The 14,997-nt window shown below is 67.2% G+C and carries 17 protein-coding genes and 1 pseudogene; 8 read left to right on the top strand and 10 right to left on the bottom strand.

What is annotated here, in order from left to right; translation table 11 throughout:
- Window positions 1–23: 23 nt before the first annotated feature.
- The 4 genes from AOZ06_RS33490 (at window position 24) to AOZ06_RS57015 (ending at window position 1,761) form a co-directional block, all read left to right on the top strand.
- On the top strand, window positions 24–686 hold the full coding sequence (locus AOZ06_RS33490) for a maleylpyruvate isomerase family mycothiol-dependent enzyme (RefSeq protein WP_054293047.1): 663 nt from the start codon (window positions 24–26) through the stop codon (window positions 684–686).
- On the top strand, window positions 679–960 hold the full coding sequence (locus AOZ06_RS33485; protein ID WP_054293046.1) for a DUF1905 domain-containing protein: 282 nt from the start codon (window positions 679–681) through the stop codon (window positions 958–960). The genes AOZ06_RS33490 and AOZ06_RS33485 overlap by 8 nt, the downstream gene beginning before the upstream one ends.
- A gap of 107 nt (window positions 961–1,067) precedes the next feature.
- Window positions 1,068–1,553, top strand: coding sequence for an RICIN domain-containing protein (locus tag AOZ06_RS33480; RefSeq protein ID WP_054293045.1), 486 nt, complete (start codon window positions 1,068–1,070; stop codon window positions 1,551–1,553).
- An 85-nt stretch (window positions 1,554–1,638) separates the two neighbouring features.
- Window positions 1,639–1,761 (top strand): WD40 repeat domain-containing protein, encoded by a 123-nt coding sequence (locus AOZ06_RS57015; protein WP_169799015.1) that lies wholly within the window; start codon window positions 1,639–1,641, stop codon window positions 1,759–1,761.
- On the opposite strand, the gene AOZ06_RS33475 is transcribed toward AOZ06_RS57015, so the two are convergent.
- Window positions 1,758–6,026 (bottom strand): HAMP domain-containing protein, encoded by a 4,269-nt coding sequence (locus AOZ06_RS33475; protein ID WP_054297099.1) that lies wholly within the window; start codon window positions 6,024–6,026, stop codon window positions 1,758–1,760. The two genes, AOZ06_RS57015 and AOZ06_RS33475, sit on opposite strands and share 4 nt — an antisense overlap.
- Window positions 6,027–6,225: 199 nt before the next feature.
- Between AOZ06_RS33475 and AOZ06_RS33470 the strand changes: the two genes are divergently transcribed.
- Window positions 6,226–7,488, top strand: a complete 1,263-nt coding sequence (locus tag AOZ06_RS33470) for a PP2C family protein-serine/threonine phosphatase (protein ID WP_054293044.1) — start codon at window positions 6,226–6,228, stop codon at window positions 7,486–7,488.
- Here AOZ06_RS33470 and AOZ06_RS33465 read toward each other — a convergent pair.
- Window positions 7,472–7,840, bottom strand: a complete 369-nt coding sequence (locus AOZ06_RS33465; RefSeq protein ID WP_054293043.1) for an STAS domain-containing protein — start codon at window positions 7,838–7,840, stop codon at window positions 7,472–7,474. The genes AOZ06_RS33470 and AOZ06_RS33465 overlap by 17 nt on opposite strands.
- 9 nt (window positions 7,841–7,849) lie before the next feature.
- Complete coding sequence (locus AOZ06_RS33460) at window positions 7,850–8,866, bottom strand: YihY/virulence factor BrkB family protein (RefSeq protein WP_236951827.1); 1,017 nt, start codon at window positions 8,864–8,866, stop codon at window positions 7,850–7,852.
- Between the two features lie 82 nt (window positions 8,867–8,948).
- On the opposite strand from AOZ06_RS33460, the gene AOZ06_RS33455 reads away from it, so the two are divergent.
- The 3 genes from AOZ06_RS33455 to AOZ06_RS33445 are packed head-to-tail and all read left to right on the top strand — an operon-like array spanning window position 8,949 to window position 10,701.
- Entirely contained in the window at window positions 8,949–9,497 is a 549-nt protein-coding gene (locus tag AOZ06_RS33455; RefSeq protein ID WP_054293041.1) for a hypothetical protein, read from the top strand.
- Window positions 9,494–10,009 (top strand): hypothetical protein, encoded by a 516-nt coding sequence (locus tag AOZ06_RS33450; protein ID WP_054293040.1) that lies wholly within the window; start codon window positions 9,494–9,496, stop codon window positions 10,007–10,009. Before AOZ06_RS33455 ends, AOZ06_RS33450 begins: the two co-directional genes overlap by 4 nt.
- A 50-nt stretch (window positions 10,010–10,059) precedes the next feature.
- Window positions 10,060–10,701 (top strand): HNH endonuclease family protein, encoded by a 642-nt coding sequence (locus AOZ06_RS33445; protein WP_083472099.1) that lies wholly within the window; start codon window positions 10,060–10,062, stop codon window positions 10,699–10,701.
- On the opposite strand, the pseudogene AOZ06_RS60500 reads toward AOZ06_RS33445, so the two are convergent.
- From AOZ06_RS60500 to AOZ06_RS33420, 7 genes and pseudogenes are all read right to left on the bottom strand, one after another.
- Window positions 10,691–10,849 (bottom strand): annotated as a pseudogene (locus tag AOZ06_RS60500) (DUF397 domain-containing protein); the annotation flags it as partial. The gene AOZ06_RS33445 and the pseudogene AOZ06_RS60500 overlap by 11 nt on opposite strands.
- Entirely contained in the window at window positions 10,816–11,037 is a 222-nt protein-coding gene (locus AOZ06_RS62270) for a Scr1 family TA system antitoxin-like transcriptional regulator (protein ID WP_225952964.1), read from the bottom strand. The gene AOZ06_RS62270 and the pseudogene AOZ06_RS60500, both read right to left, overlap by 34 nt.
- Window positions 11,013–11,285, bottom strand: coding sequence for a helix-turn-helix domain-containing protein (locus AOZ06_RS33440; protein WP_218921820.1), 273 nt, complete (start codon window positions 11,283–11,285; stop codon window positions 11,013–11,015). The genes AOZ06_RS62270 and AOZ06_RS33440 overlap by 25 nt, the downstream gene beginning before the upstream one ends.
- Before the next feature lie 55 nt (window positions 11,286–11,340).
- Window positions 11,341–12,147 carry a maleylpyruvate isomerase family mycothiol-dependent enzyme gene (locus AOZ06_RS33435; protein WP_054293038.1) on the bottom strand — a complete coding sequence of 269 codons (807 nt, stop codon included), beginning with the start codon at window positions 12,145–12,147 and terminating at the stop codon, window positions 11,341–11,343.
- Window positions 12,144–12,821: a mycothiol-dependent nitroreductase Rv2466c family protein gene (locus AOZ06_RS33430; RefSeq protein ID WP_054293037.1), complete on the bottom strand. Its 678-nt coding sequence runs from the start codon at window positions 12,819–12,821 to the stop codon at window positions 12,144–12,146. The genes AOZ06_RS33435 and AOZ06_RS33430 overlap by 4 nt, the downstream gene beginning before the upstream one ends.
- Window positions 12,818–13,387 carry a TetR/AcrR family transcriptional regulator gene (locus tag AOZ06_RS33425; protein WP_054293036.1) on the bottom strand — a complete coding sequence of 190 codons (570 nt, stop codon included), beginning with the start codon at window positions 13,385–13,387 and terminating at the stop codon, window positions 12,818–12,820. Before AOZ06_RS33425 ends, AOZ06_RS33430 begins: the two co-directional genes overlap by 4 nt.
- Window positions 13,388–13,487: 100 nt before the next feature.
- The gene (locus tag AOZ06_RS33420; protein WP_083472098.1) at window positions 13,488–14,927 is read right to left on the bottom strand and encodes a PKD domain-containing protein; all 1,440 of its coding nucleotides are present in this window, start codon (window positions 14,925–14,927) and stop codon (window positions 13,488–13,490) included.
- Window positions 14,928–14,997: the final 70 nt, after the last annotated feature.

Raw genomic sequence — 14,997 nt, 5'->3', positions numbered from 1 at the left:
GCGACCGGACATGAGGGGGAGCCGTGCACGAGATCTGGACCGTGGTCCACGCCGAACGCGACGCGTTGGTCCAGGACCTGGAGAACCTCCCCGCCGAGCAGTGGGCCACGCCGTCGCTGTGTCCCGGCTGGGACGTCCACGACGTGCTGGCGCACCTGGTGGACGACGCCAAGACCACGTACTTCGGCTTCGTGCGGCAGTTCGCCGCCGCCCGTTTCGACTTCGACCGCTACAACAACAACGCGGTCGCACGGGAACGGGCCGACGATCCGCGGCGCACGCTCGACGCGTTCCGCGCCGTGAGCCACCGGACGACCAGCGCCCCGGTGCCGAAGGCGACGCGGCTGGTGGAGACGTTCGTGCACGGCGAGGACATCCGCCGACCGCTTGGCATCAAACGGGAGTACCCAGTCGACCACGTCGTCGCCGCGTTGCGTTTCCAGCTCGGAACAGGGGTCTCGACCGGTGGCGGCAAGGAGCGGGCACAGGGCCTGCGACTGGTCGCGACGGACTCCGGCGACGACTCCGGTATCGATTTCGCGTTCGACCACGGCGCCGGGCCGGAGGTGCGTGGTACGGCGCTGGCGCTGCTGCTCGCAGTGTCCGGACGACCGGTCGCCCCCAACGAGTTGACGGGACCGGGCGTCCCGCAGATCACGAAAGACGGAGGAATCAACCATGGCTGAGACCAGCACGCTCGACAAGACGTTCACAGCGGCGATCGTCGCCGACGCCAACAGCAACTGGCCCTGCGTGCAGATGCCCGGCTCGGCCGAGTTCTTCGGCACGGGCAACGCCGTCAAGGTGTCCGGGACCGTCGACGGCCACGACTACCAGGCGGCCATGTTGCCGATCGGCGGAGGCGTGCACATGATGCCGTTACGCGCGCCGTTCCGGAAACTCATCGGCAAGGGCCTCGGTGACGAGGTGACAGTGCACTTGACGCAGCGGCTGTCCTGACCCCGGCAAACGCGATGTGGGCGGAATGTGGTTGCGGTGTAGTGGGAATCCCATAATTCCCTTCAGATTGAAGAGAAGTCGATGATCTCTGATCGGAGGGACTCACCATGGGACTCACAGCAACGTCGCGTCGGCTCGCGGGCGTGGGAGCGGCAGCGGCGTTCGCGTCGGCCTTGCTGTTCGGCGTGGTACAGGGAGCAGGTACCGCGGCTGCGGCGGACAACATCTACCTCGTCAAGAACGGGAACACCGGGCGCTGTCTGACGGCCAACAACTTGCAGGAGCCCCGCAACGACGTGTTCACCCGCGACTGCGTCGGCGCGGCCACCCAGAAGTGGCGGATCGTGGGCGGTCACTTCATTCCCCAGGGCAACGCGAAGCCACTGCGCTGCCTGGACTACGGGGATCCCTTCGTCGGCACATTCCCGTGCGACGGGGGCGAGTTCCAGGACTGGAGTACGAACGGCAGTCGCACGTGGATCAAGCACGTCTCGACGAACTCGTGCCTGAACTCCACCGGCGAAGCCAACGCCCTCGTTGTTCTGTCGCCCTGCGGCGGTGGTTCGTCTCGCTGGGTCACCGTGAAGGTGTAGCGCGAACTCGCGTACCCGTTCACGGCAGTCAGGGGGCGTGGTGTTGTTCGCCGGTCACGGACGGTGTACCAGACCGGGACATGGGGTGCCCCTCAGGGAGCTGGGCTGGCACCACGGCACCGTGGCCACGGTCCGGTTCAGCCCCGACAGTCACGTGATCGCGAGCTGCGGCGCCGACGACAACACGCTCCGCCTCTGGGCTGTCTAGTTCTCCTCCACGTCCAAGTGCTTGGCGATCAGGCGCAGCAACCTGTTGTTGTTCACGGGTTTGGTCACGTAGTCGTCCGCGCCCGCGGCCAGAGTCCGTTCCCGGTCCTCGGGCATGGCCTTGGCGGTCACGGCGATCACCGGCAGGTCCTGGTGCGACGACATCTCACGGATCGCCGCGATGGTCGAGTTCCCGTCCAGCTCCGGCATCATCACGTCCATCAGCACCAGCGCGATGTCCTTGTACTGCTCCAAAGCACGCACGCCGGCCACGCCGTTGTCCGCGTACACCGCGTCGAGGCCGTGTTGTTCCAGCATCGCTGTCAGGGCGAAGACGTTGCGCAGGTCGTCGTCGACGATGAGGATCTTCTCGCCGTGGAACCGGATCGACAGGGTGGCGCTGGGGTCCTCGTCCTCGTCTTCCAGCGGCGCGCTTTCCACCACCAGCGGCTGGTGCACGACGGCCTGCTCCGGCTGGGACACGGCCAGGTACAGCGTGAAGATGCTGCCCGAGCCCGGTTCGCTGGTCACGTGCAGCTCACCGCCCAGCAGCTGGGTCAGCTGCCGGGAGATCGACAGCCCGAGACCGGTCCCGCCGTACTTGCGGCTCGTGGTCCCGTCCGCCTGCTGGAAGGCTTCGAAGATCACCGCCAGTTTGTCCTGCGGGATACCGATTCCCGTGTCCTCCACGGCGAACGCGACCACGGCGTCGGCCGACCGCATCCGGGCGGTCTTCATCATCGCCGGGTCGACCATCGTGATCCGCAGTTCCACGCGGCCCTCGTGGGTGAACTTCACCGCGTTGGACAGCAGGTTGCGCAGGATCTGCTGCAGGCGGTGCTCGTCGGTGTGCAGCGTCGGCGGCACCGACGGCTCCACGATCACCGAGAAGTCCAGGCCTTTCTCGCCGGTCAGCGGACGGCACAGCGCCTCGACGTAGCTCACCAGCTCCGGCAGCGCGAAGTCGTTGACCTGCAACTCCAGGTGCCCGGCTTCGACCTTCGTCAGGTCGAGGATGTCGTCGATCAGCTGCTGCAGGTCGCTGCCCGCCGAGTGGATCGTCTTGGCGAACTCGCGCTGCCGGGGCGTCAGGTTGCCTTCCAGGTTGTCGCTCAGCAACTTCGCCAGGATCAGCGCGCTGTTCAACGGCGTGCGCAGCTCGTGCGACATGTTCGCCATGAACTCGGACTTGTACTTCGACGCCGTCGCCAGCTGCCGCGCCCGGTCCTCCAGTTCCTGGCGGGCCTGCTCGATCTCGGAGTTCTTCACCTCGATGTCGCGGTTCTGCCTGGCCAGCAGCGTCGCTTTCTCGGCCAGTTCGGTGTTGGAGCTCTGCAGTTCGTCCTGCTGGGCCTGCAGCTGCTCGGACCGGGCGCGCAGCTCCCGCGTCAGGCGCTGCGACTCGGCCAGCAGGGCTTCGGTGCGCGAGTTGGCCAGCAGCGTGTTCATGTTCACGCCGATGGTTTCCTTGAGCTGGTCGAGCAGGTCGTGGTGGACGCGGCTGAACTCGTTCACCGACGCCAGTTCGATCACGCCGAGGACCTGGCCCTCGAACAGCACCGGCAGGTCGATCACGTTCTTCGGCGACGTCGAGCCCAGCCCGGACGAGACCTTGATGTAGTCGGCGGGCGCACCGGTCATCACGATGGTCCGCTTGTCCGCGGCGGCCTGGCCGACGAGCGACTCGCCGAGTTCGAACTTCAGCGGGCCGTCCGTCTCGGACCGGCCGTACGCGGCGATCCGGCGCAGCCACGTGCCCGCGTCCGCGTTCTCGGCCAGGAACACCGCGCCGTACTGGGCACGGATCAACGGCGCCAGTTCGCTCAGGATCAGCGACGCGACCGCGCCGAGGTCCCGGTGGCCCTGCATCAACCCGGAGATCCGCGCCAGGTTGGTCTTCAGCCAGTCCTGTTCCTCGTTGATCCTGGTCGTCTCCTTGAGGGTGACGATCATCTGGTTGATGTTGTTCTTCAGGTCCTCCAGCTCACCGGACGCGTCCACGGTGATCTGCCTGGTCAGGTCGCCGGCTGTGACAGCCGTGGCGACCGCGCCGATCGCACGCACCTGCGTGGTCAGGTTGCCCGCCAGCTGGTTGACGTTCTCCGTCAGCCGCTGCCACGTGCCGGACACGTCGACCACGTTGGCCTGGCCGCCGAGTTTGCCCTCGGTGCCGACTTCACGCGCGACACGTGTGACCTCCTGGGCGAACGACGACAGCCGGTCGACCATGCTGTTGAGCGTCGTCTTCAGCTCGAGGATCTCGCCGCGCGCGGTCACGTCGATCTTCCGCGACAGGTCACCGTTGGCCACGGCCGTGGTCACCTGGGCGATGTTGCGGACCTGCGTGGTCAGGTTCTCGGCCATCACGTTGACGTTGTCGGTCAGCTCTTTCCACGTGCCCGCCACGTTGGGCACACGCGCCTGGCCGCCGAGGATGCCCTCGGTGCCGACCTCGCGGGCCACGCGGGTGACCTCGTCACCGAACGCGCGGAGCGTGTCGACCATGCCGTTCATCGTCTCGGCCAGGTCGGCGATCTCACCGCTGGCCTCGACGGAGATCTTCTTGCCCAGGTCACCGCCTGCCACGGCGTTGGCCACGGTCGCGATGCTGCGGACCTGCGTGGTCAGGTTCTCGGCCATCACGTTGACGTTGTCGGTGAGGTCCTTCCACGTCCCCGCCACGCCACGGACCTGCGCCTGACCGCCCAGCTTGCCCTCCGTGCCGACCTCGCGGGCGACGCGCGTGACCTCGTCGGCGAAGGCGGAGAGCTGGTCGACCATGGTGTTGAGGGTGTTCTTGAGTTCGAGGATCTCGCCGCGGGCGTCGACGTTGATCTTCTGGGTCAGGTCGCCGCGAGCCACCGCGGTGGTCACCGTGGCGATGTTGCGGACCTGCTCGGTCAGGTTGGACGCCATGAAGTTCACGGAGTTCGTCAGCTCACGCCACGTCCCGGCGACCCCGGGCACCTGCGCCTGACCACCCAGCCGTCCGTCGCTGCCGACCTCGCGGGCCACGCGCGTGACCTCGTCGGCGAAGGCGGAGAGCTGGTCGACCATGGTGTTGAGGGTGTTCTTGAGTTCGAGGATCTCGCCGCGGGCGTCGACGTTGATCTTCTGCGTGAGGTCGCCGCGCTGCACGGCGGTCGCGACGGTCGCGATGCTGCGGACCTGGTCGGTCAGGTTGCCCGCCATGAAGTTCACCGAGTCGGTGAGGTCGCGCCACGTCCCGCCGACGCCGGGAACGGTCGCCTGACCACCCAGGATGCCGTCCGTGCCGACCTCACGCGCGACACGCGTGACTTCCTCGGCGAAGGCGGAGAGCTGGTCGACCATGGTGTTGAGGGTGTTCTTGAGTTCGAGGATCTCGCCGCGGGCGTCGACGTTGATCTTCTGGGTCAGGTCGCCGCGCGCCACGGCCGTGGCCACGGTGGCGATCTTGCGGACCTGTTCGGTCAGGTTGCCCGCCATCAGGTTCACCGAGTCGGTGAGGTCGCGCCACGTCCCGGCGACCCCGGGCACCTGCGCCTGACCACCCAGAACGCCCTCGGTGCCGACCTCACGCGACACACGCGTGACCTCTTCGGCGAAGGACGAGAGCTGGTCGACCATGGTGTTGAGGGTGTTCTTGAGCTCCAGGATCTCGCCACGCGCACCGACAGCGATCTTCTGGGTCAGGTCGCCGCGCGCGACCGCCGTCGCGACACGCGCGATGTCACGCACCTGATCGGTCAGGTTGCCCGCCATCAGGTTCACCGAGTCGGTCAGGTCACGCCAGATCCCGACGCCGCCCGGCACCTGGGCACGACCACCGAGGATGCCCTCGGTGCCGATCTCCCGGCCGACCCTGGTCACCTCGGTCGCGAACAGCGAGAGCTGGTCGACCATCCGGTTCACCGTCTGCGCGAGCTCCAGCACGTCACCGCTGAGCGACCGGCCGTCGAACTCCAGCGGCATCCGCTGGGTCAGATCGCCTTCCGCGACCGACTTCAGCACGTGGTTGATCTCGACGGTCGGCTTGGTCAGGTGGTCCATCAGCTCGTTGACCACGTCGGTGGCGACGCCCCAGCCGCCCGAGCCGCCCACTGTGCGCAGCCGCTCGTGCAACACGCCCTCGCTGGCGACGCTGTCGCGGACCCGCAGCAGCTCGTTCACCAGCAGCTGGTTACGTTCCGCGATCTCGTTGAAGGCCGCGGCCAGGCGCGCCGAACGGCCGTCGCCGACGGCGACGATCCGGCGCCGGAAATTGCCTTCACGCAGGTCCTCCATCGCGGCGAGTACCCGGTCCAGCGTCGTGTCCTCGCCATCCTGGCCGACTGACTCGTGGTTGATGTGCGTAGTCACGGGTACTGCTCCTCGGATCGAGGCGACGTTCAGTGTCTAACCTTGCCATGTCCGTCAGCGCCCGTGGGCCAGGCGCTACGGTTTAGCCTGAGCAGTAGTTGCCGAAGCGTCAGCGAGGTGCGGGATGACCGATGCGGCGGCATCGGCCCGTCCGGCCGTTGCCCGGCAGGGTGACGCGGCTTTTCTCGCCGAGGTGGGTGGCAGGCTCTGCGGCAGTCTGGACGTCGGCGTGACGGCCACCGCTGTCGCCGAGCTCGCCAGCCCGGTGCTGGGCGAGCGCGCCGTCGTGCTGCTGCCGGCGTCCCGTGGTCGCTGGGAGTGGTGGTGCCACGTCCTGGACGGCAAATCCAGCCACGGCAAGGTCCGCCGGTTGACGCCGTCGGTGGCTCCGGTGCTGGCCAGAGCCATGTTCGCGACCCAGACCACGGTCAGGCGGGTGCCGCGCGCCGAGGTGGAGGCCATTCCTGGCTCGTTGCGCGACGTGCTCGTGGAGCACCCTGAGATCTGCGTGGTGCCGCTGGTCGCCGACGAGGACACGCCCGGCGTGCTGATCCTGGCCCGTGGCGAGACGCTGGCCGAGCCGGACGAGAACGTGGTGTGCGAGTTCGCGGTCCGGGCCGGTGCCGCCCTCGGCGCCGCCGCTGAGCACGGCAGGCAGCGCGCCGCGATCGAAGGCCTCGAAACCACGCTGCACCCGGCCGAGTTGCCGAGCGTGCCGGGCGCGCGGATGGCCGCGCTCTACCGCCCGGCGGACGGCCCGCTGCGGGTCGGCGGCGACTTCTACGACGTGCACCCGCGGTCGGACGGGACGCTGCTGTTCCTGCTGGGTGACGTGTGCGGCAACGGTCCCGAGGCGGCGGCGCTGACCGGCAGCATCCGGCACGCCCTCAGCGCCCTGCACCTGGTCGAACAGGAGCCGCAGCGGCTGCTGGACCTGGTCAACCAGGCTTTGCTGGCCACCGGACGCAGCCGGTTCGCCAGCCTGGTCATCGGTTCGCTGGTCGCGCGCGGCGCCGACACGATGCGGCTGGCGCTGGGGTCCGGCGGCCACCCGAGCCCGCTGGTGCTGCGCAGGGACGGCCGGGTGGAAGAGGTGATCATCCCGGGGATGCTGGTCGGGGTGACCGCGGCGGCGAAGTTCGGCCAGGAGTTGATCGAGCTCAACCGCGGTGACGTGTGCCTGCTTTACACCGACGGGATCAGCGAGGCCAGGGGCGGCCCGTCCGGCGACGAGATGTACGACGAGCATAGGTTGCACGAGTTGCTGGCCGGTTGTGTGGGGATGCCGCTCGACGCCATCCTCGCCAAGATCAACTCAAGCGTGCGGGAATGGCTGGGCGGCAACGATCACGACGACATCGCCCTGCTGGCTATTCAGCCGTACTGATCGCGAGCGCGGCGAGCGCGTCGGGCACCGACGGGTAGATCGGCAGGACCTGCTCGAGCCCGGTGATCTTCAGCGGGCGGCTGATCGGCGAACTGCCCGCGACGATGCCCCACCTGATGTTGCGGCGTTCGGTCTCGTGATGCGCCTCCACCAGCGCCGAGAACCCGAGCGAACCCATGAACGTCACGCCGTCCAGGTCGAGCACGAAGGCGTCGCCGCTGGTCAGGGTGTCGGCGAGGCGCTCACGGAACACGTCGGCCGACGCCAGGTCGATATCCCCGGTCACGTGCGCGACGGTCACCGCCGACTCATGACGTTCCAGTTCGATCTGGACCACGTCGTTGTCGGACACCTTGTCTCCCTACTTCGGCCGTGTCTTGCGTGGTCGCTGCCGGAATATGCGCTGGAGCCACAAGGCCGCCACGGCGCCTGTCGCCACCAGCCATCCAGCGGTCGCCAGCCCCGGCAGCGGTGCCGCAGGCGTGGCGGTGGTGCGTTCAAGGTACCCCGGGGCACTGTCGGGCTGGCGTTCGGCGGGGGTCCTGCTGGTCGCTATCCAGGCCGCGACCAGCAACAACAGGCGCGCCACGAGGTAGATGAACACGAGCAGACCGATCACCGAGCCGAACGCCTTGCTCGTGGGGGAGCGGCCGAGCAGGCTCAGGTACAGGTTCGCGCCGATCTTGAGGAACTCGAATCCGATCGCCGCGGCCAGCGCGCCGCGCACGGCCTTGTGCGTGTTCACCTTGGCCCGCGGCAGCCGGACCAGCACCCACAGGAAAACCAGCCAGTCGGCGAGAATCGCCAGCGGAACGGACAGCAAAGACAGGACAGTGCCCGCCCACGGCTGGTCGCTCATGCCGATCCACCGCAGGACAGAACTGTTGAGCCAGCTTCCGACGGCGGTCAGCGCGAACGACACCAGCAGCGCCACCCCGAGGCTCATCAGTGCCAGCAGGTCCCACAGGATGGTGCGGAAGAACGGCAACGCGGGCCGTTCCAGTTCCCACATCGCGGTCAGCGCGTCCCGCAACGCGTTCATCCAGCCCCAACCCGCGTACAAGCCGATCACCAGACCGAACACACCGAGCGAGGCGCGTTGCGTGATAACGCCGTCGTAGATCTCGGTCGCGAAACCGTCGAGGCCGGACGGCAGCGCCTGCACGATGGTCGTGCGCAGGTCGGCCGCGACCTCCTTGTCGTCGGCGATGATGAAACCGGCGGTGGACAGGCCGACCATCAGCACCGGCACGACTGACAGCACGCTGAAGTACGTGATCGCCGCGGCGTACTGGTAGGCGTTGTGTTCCACGTACCGGTCGATGGTCCTGGCGAGGTGGTCGAACCAGGCATAACGGGTACGGAGCCGCGTGATCACCGGTCGATTCTCGCTGACGCGTGTAGTGATCATCACCGTGGGCACCCTGCAGTCACACCCTCGATTCGAGGAGGTTCCCACAATGTCAACGGGTGCGATCATCGCCATCATCGTCGTGGTGGTGCTGGTGGCCGCCGCAGCGGTGTTCTTTTTGATGCCGCGGATGCGCAGCCAACGCCTGCGCAGCAGGTTCGGATCGGAATACGACCGCGTGCTGTCGAGCAAGGAAGACCGGCGCGCGGCGGAGAAGGAACTCGCGGACCGCGAACGGCGGCACTCCCAGCTGGAACTCCACCCCATCCCGCCCGAGAACCACGAGAAGTACCGCCGCGAATGGGCACGCATCCAGGAACGGTTCGTCGAGGCGCCCGCGGAGTCGGTCGCCGAAGCCGAACGCCTGGTGAACATCGTGGTGGCGGATCTCGGATATCCGACCGAGGGCTACGACCGGCAACTGGCGGACCTGTCCGTCGAACACGGGCGTGCGGTCGAGCACTACCGCTCCGCGCACGACATCCAGTCCAGCCCGGACGCGTCGACCGACGACCTGCGCAAGGCGATGGTGTCGTACCGCCACGTGGTCGACGACCTGCTCGAACACAAGCCCCGGAAGGCGGTTCAACGCGCATGACCACATTCGACCCCAACGACAGGCGGCACGGCCGGCCCGAGAACGTGGGTGACGAAGCGCAGGCGGAGTCCACGCGAACGCGTGACCGCACGGCCCGGAACGCAACCCCGGAAGACAGCACACAACCCGACGCTCGCGCTGAGGAAGTCCGGGCGCCGGAAGCGGAAGCTGTCGACAACCGGGACCGCACCCGGGACCGCACCCGGGACCGGGACCGCACGTCCCGTGCGGCTCACGCGGCCCCCGGGGAGACGACGAAGCTGTTCGAGGAGACCGAAGCCGAGCGGTACCGCCTGCAATGGCGTGAACTGCAGGCGAGCTTCGTCGACGAACCACGCGAGACGGTACGCGAGGCGGAGACGTTAGTGAACCAGATGGTGGAGTCGCTGACCGCCCAGCTGAACAACCACAGACAGGAGTTGCGCAGCGGAGCGGAGACCGACGACACCGAGCGGCTGCGCGTGGTGATGCAGCGGTACAGGTCGCTGTTCGACCAAATGTTGTCGGTGTAGTCCGGCGCGCCTGACCCGGCTCACGTCGTTGATCGTTTTAGATCGACGACGTGAGCCGGAGTCGTCCTCCGACCGCGGCCGGTATCGGCGCGGTCGTGTTGTTGTTGCTGGTAGCGGTCGCCATCTGGTGGATCAACAGAGCGGAGTCGACGGCGGTGCCGTCGGACCCGGTGGACTCCGCGCAACTGGACAGCCTCGGCGTGGCGCCGGCCGGGCCGATGAGCGGCTACAGCCGCGACCGTTTCTCCCACTGGGCGGGAACAGGCGATTCCTGCGACACAAGGGAAATAGTCCTGCAGCGCCAAGGCGCGCAGGTGCAGCGGGACGCCGAATGCCGTGCGGTGTCAGGCAAATGGACAAGCCCGTACGACGGCGTGGTGATGACGAAGGCGGCGGACGTCGACATCGACCACGTGGTGCCGCTGGCCGAAGCATGGCGGTCAGGCGCGGCGAGGTGGACGGACGAGCAACGCAAGCAGTTCGCCAACGACCTGAGCAACCCGCAGCTGTTCGCCGTGACCGCGGCGTCGAACAGGTCGAAGGGTGACAAGGACGCGGCGGAGTGGAAGCCACCGGTCAAGGGCTACTGGTGCACCTACGCCAAGAACTACGTGACAGTGAAAGCGCACTACAAACTGACCGTCGACACGAAAGAGCGCGAAGGCCTGGCGGAGATGCTCGCTACCTGTTGACAGAACTGGCAGTGCTGTCGGGGACAGTCGTCAGGAAGGCGCGCCAAGGCGAGGCCGGGAACACGAGGGCGTTCCCGGCCGGGTCCTTGGAATCACGCACGGCGGTACCAGCGGCTAAGCAAGCGAGCTCGTCACAAGAGCCGTTGCTGCAGAGGGAGTGAGTGCTTCAGTCTGCAACCGGTCGAAGACCAGTTTAGCTTCGCGCACCTTTTCGGGGTCTTCGATATGTGCCGCGCCTGCCCTGCCTTCGGTGTAAAGGGCCATGGCATCCTCCGCTTGCGGGAACACCAGGAGGATGAATGCCCCAACGCCTACCGCCGGAGCGCTGCGCGCCATCGGAGGGATGCGGAGTTCGACCGCCGGTAGTGCGGCCGCACCAAGTCCTCGTCGTACTTGTCCATCGTCGTGCGGACCAGGTGCGCGTCCGCTCTCGTCTCTCCTGACTCGATCCGCTGCGACGCGCTGCGCGTCTTGTCCAGCTCGGCGGCTGCTTCGCCCAGCGTCCACCCGGCTTCCTCGCGGAGGCGGCGCAGTTTCGCGCCCAGCTTCCGGCGCAGGAACGTTGACCCCGTGTTTTTCGGCACGGCTGTCCGTGTGACCATCGACCTCACGCGTTGAGATTCGTCAATCCACGACGGTTCAGATGGTGAATCGCAGCCCCAGTGCGACCCGTTCGGCCAGCTCCCTGTCGCCTTTCGTGGTTGCTTCGGCCAGTCCGATTTCCGCTGGGATCCGGCCACCTGCCACCCTTGTGAACAGCGTCGACGGCATCGTCAGCGTCGCGGTCGCCTCGGCCGGCAGGGTGTCCACCAGCGCCGCGCGGCCGTCGACCAGGACGTGCATTTGCCGCGTGACCGGGCCGGTGAGCTCAATCGTCACCGACGTGCCCTGTGGCGCTTGTGCTTTCTTGCCGACGATGTAGCCCAGTGCCGCTGTTGTCTCCTCGATCGCGAGTTCCGCGCACAGGCCGGATTCGTTGCCGGGGCGGTTGATCGCTTCGCGCACGTCCTGCTCGTGCATCCAGCAGTCGAACAGGCGGATCCGCATGAACCTCGCGTAGGTGCCCGGTCCCGCTGGTGTCCACGATGGAGCGTTGAAGTCCTCTTCGGACATCGCGGCCAGCGTTTCCGCCCTTGTCGCCGTGACTTTCCGGTAGCGCCTGTGTACTTCCGCCGGGGACTGGGCGCGCATCCACCGCACCCAGCACTCGTTCATCGCGCCGATGTCGTTGTGCACGTGGGGGAGTTCGCGGACTGTCTCGTCCGTTGGCGCTTGCTCGCCGGTCAGGCTCAGTTCGGTGCCGACGATGTGTGCGATGACGTCCTGGACCGCCCAGCCGGGCAGGCATGTCGGTGTTGCCCAGTGTGCCGTTGGCAGTTCTGCCAGGAGGTTGTCGATCGACGACCACTCTTCTGCGAGGGCCTGCACCGTCTGCGCCTTGGTCATGCCGGATCTCCCGGGAGGTCGATGATCTCGCCGCGGTTGACGCTCACCCAGTCCCTGCCGCTGAGGTACGGCCGCAGTGTCCGGGCGATCAGTTCGTGGTCGGCCGGGGCTTTGAGACGTCGCAGTTCGTAGACGTGCGGCAGGTCGGCCATGCCGGTGACGACGTTCCACAATTTCACCGCTTCGGCGCCGCGCGGCGGGTCGACCAGCACCGGTCCGAAGAACGCTCGTTCTCCCGCAAAGAACAAGGTCGGGACGCCGAAGCCACCCGCGTCCGTCACACGATGGTGGTCACTTCTGACTTCGTCGTGAGTGGTCGTGTCGCGGAGCGCTTCGTCGAGCGCCGCCGGGTCGTCCAGCAGTTGCCTGGCGACGGCCGGATCATGCGGTTTCTCGCCGCGAACGTGCAGCGCCTCGCCTATGCGGGCGTACCACGTGTCCAGGTGTCGCATGCCTCGTCTGCGCAGCAGCGCGCCGATGCGCATCAGCGACCAGCCGTAGGACCATTCACGTTCCCACGGGTGCTTCTTGCCTTCGAAGCGGTTGACTTCCTCCAGGCTGAAGAAGCGCCAGTTGACCGTGATCCCGAGCTGGTCGCGGACCTCGCGGATCCACACCGAGGTCTGGTAGGCGAACGGGCACATCGGGTCGAAGTGGAAGTCCACTGCCGTCATGCCTGCTCCCTCAGGTGGGCGCTGATCAACGCGCGGACGCCCGCCGCTATCTCCCCGGCCGGCGTCAGGCGGACTTTCGCGATCAGGATCTGGCCCTGGATCTGGGCGAGGATCAGCTCGGCCAACCGGCCGGGATCCACGCCGTCGCGCAGATCGGCCTGCTCGCACGCCCGGCGGAGGCGTTCTTCCCACCGGTCGAAGACGGCGGCGACGTGCGCTCTCAGCTCGTCGTCCGTGGTCGACAACTCGGCGGCCAGGTTCCCGAACGGACACCCGACGATCCGTCCGAAGCGCTCCTCGAACGCGCCCTGCACGTGCGCCACCGCCCCCGCGACGGCGTGGATGCCGTGGTCCTCGGCCTCGTCGAAGCGCTTGTCGAACTGGGCAGCGTGCAGGTCGATCACTGCTTTGGCCAGCTCCGACTTCGACGGGAAGAAGTGGTAGAAGCTGCCCTTGTGCACTTCGGCAGCCGCGCACAGGTCCGTGATCCCGACCGAGGTGTAGCTCCTGGTCAGGAACAACTTCGCTGCCGACCGGACAATCCGGTCCCGGGACACCACCGCCATGGGGCGAACCGTAGCCTGGACTTGACTGACCGGTCAACTACCCGCGGATGTGAAGCAGGGCCCGCGTTGGATCCGCGCGGGCCCTGTCCCGGTCACGCTGTCACTGGCCGAAGCAGAAGGCCTGGCTGCCGACGCTGTAGCACTGGACTTGTTTGCTGGTGGAGTGGGTGTGTCCGGCTTTGTCGGTCACTTTCAGTTCCGCTGTGTAGGTGGCTTGTTTGTTGGGGTACTTGTGCGACGAGGTGGTTCCGTTTCCGGTTGTGCCGTCGCCGTAGGCCCAGTTGTAGGTGGCGATGTCGTTGTCCGGGTCGGTGGAGCCGGTTCCGTTGAAGTTGCAGGTGTCCCACTGGCATTGCACGGTGAACGATGCGCGTGGTGCTTGTCCTTGTTGTTTGCCTGCGGTGATTTGTTTGGTTTCGGTGTCGGTTTTGCCTTCGTTGTCGGTGACGGTCAGTTCGACTGTGTAGGTCCCGGCTTGGCCGTAGGTGTGGGACGGTGTGGCGCCGGTGCCGTTCTGGTTGTCGCCGAACTTCCAGGCATAGGACGAGATCGAGCCGTTCGGGTCGCTGGAGCCGGAGGCGTCGAACGTGCACGACGGTTCGCTGGTCGAGCAGTTCGCGGTGAACGCCGCCGTCGGTGCACCGGGCTCGCCCGGGTCGCCGAACTTCTTGATCTGCTCGTTCGCCCAGTCGCCCATCACGCCGGTCAGCCGGCCCCACGCGCCGTAGCTGTTGCAGCCGGTTCGCACCCATGAGGCGACGCCGACGACCACGCCGTCCACCAGCATCGGGCCGCCGCTGTCACCCTGGCAGATGCCGTCGTGACCGTCCTGGTAACCCCCACAGACCATGTAGTCGTTGTTGAACGAGCCGAAGGAGCCACAGGTGTTGCTGCCGTTGACGATCGGGTAGCTGGCCACGCGCTTGAGGTGGCCGAACTCGTTCTCGCCGTCACGGACGCGGCCGTAGCCGAGCAGCAGAGCGTTCTTGCCCGGCGCGGTCAGCGCCGAGTCGCCCGACGCGGCGACCCTCGGGTACTTGTAGCCCGCGGGCACGGGAATGTCGGTCTCGGTGACCACGATGCCGACGTCCCAGCCGGTCTGCCAGCCGTTCGGCGGACTGTAGTTCGGGTGCTGCAGGTACTCCTTGACCGCGATCTTCGTCCCGCCGCCGACAGTCAGGTCGTCGGAGCCGTAGTACATGGACTTCGCGCCCTGGCCGTCCTTGCAGTGCGCGGCCGTCACGATGACGCGCTTCGCGACCACAGCCGCGGTGCACGTCTGGCCCATCGGCCGGGCACCACCCTCGCGCAGCATCGCGATGATGAACGGGTAGTCCTTCACGAACGCCTTCTCGCCGCCGACGATCTGCGTGTGCGGGCCGCCGTTGGGCTGCGGGTCGGGCGCGGTGTCGGTCGGGTTGACAGCTCGCGACGCGGGTGACTCCGGTGCCGCCGTGGCCGACGGCACTCCCGTGACCAGCGCGGACAGTGCGATGGCCAGCCCGGAGACGCCACCAAGCCAAGCTCGTCTAGTTCGCATCAGTGCTCCTCGCGTGAGCGGCTCACCGTATGCAGGTACACGGTGTGGCCGACCAACCGAGCATCGACAG

It is taken from the genome of Kibdelosporangium phytohabitans, assembly GCF_001302585.1.
Taxonomy (GTDB): domain Bacteria; phylum Actinomycetota; class Actinomycetes; order Mycobacteriales; family Pseudonocardiaceae; genus Kibdelosporangium; species Kibdelosporangium phytohabitans.
The sequence above is the reverse complement of the archived record's forward strand: the minus strand, read 5'-3'. Positions and strand labels throughout refer to the sequence as shown.

What these genes read in the sequence shown, in the direction of transcription:
- AOZ06_RS33485 (WP_054293046.1), top strand. Translation starts at nt 679, where the DNA reads ATGGCTGAGACCAGCACGCTCGACAAGACGTTCACAGCGGCGATCGTC.
- AOZ06_RS33480 (WP_054293045.1), top strand. Translation starts at nt 1,068, where the DNA reads ATGGGACTCACAGCAACGTCGCGTCGGCTCGCGGGCGTGGGAGCGGCA.
- AOZ06_RS33475 (WP_054297099.1), bottom strand. Translation starts at nt 6,026, where the DNA reads ATGGAGGACCTGCGTGAAGGCAATTTCCGGCGCCGGATCGTCGCCGTC.
- AOZ06_RS33470 (WP_054293044.1), top strand. Translation starts at nt 6,226, where the DNA reads ATGACCGATGCGGCGGCATCGGCCCGTCCGGCCGTTGCCCGGCAGGGT.
- AOZ06_RS33455 (WP_054293041.1), top strand. Translation starts at nt 8,949, where the DNA reads ATGTCAACGGGTGCGATCATCGCCATCATCGTCGTGGTGGTGCTGGTG.
- AOZ06_RS33450 (WP_054293040.1), top strand. Translation starts at nt 9,494, where the DNA reads ATGACCACATTCGACCCCAACGACAGGCGGCACGGCCGGCCCGAGAAC.
- AOZ06_RS62270 (WP_225952964.1), bottom strand. Translation starts at nt 11,037, where the DNA reads ATGGCGCGCAGCGCTCCGGCGGTAGGCGTTGGGGCATTCATCCTCCTG.
- AOZ06_RS33435 (WP_054293038.1), bottom strand. Translation starts at nt 12,147, where the DNA reads ATGACCAAGGCGCAGACGGTGCAGGCCCTCGCAGAAGAGTGGTCGTCG.
- AOZ06_RS33430 (WP_054293037.1), bottom strand. Translation starts at nt 12,821, where the DNA reads ATGACGGCAGTGGACTTCCACTTCGACCCGATGTGCCCGTTCGCCTAC.
- AOZ06_RS33425 (WP_054293036.1), bottom strand. Translation starts at nt 13,387, where the DNA reads ATGGCGGTGGTGTCCCGGGACCGGATTGTCCGGTCGGCAGCGAAGTTG.
- AOZ06_RS33420 (WP_083472098.1), bottom strand. Translation starts at nt 14,927, where the DNA reads ATGCGAACTAGACGAGCTTGGCTTGGTGGCGTCTCCGGGCTGGCCATC.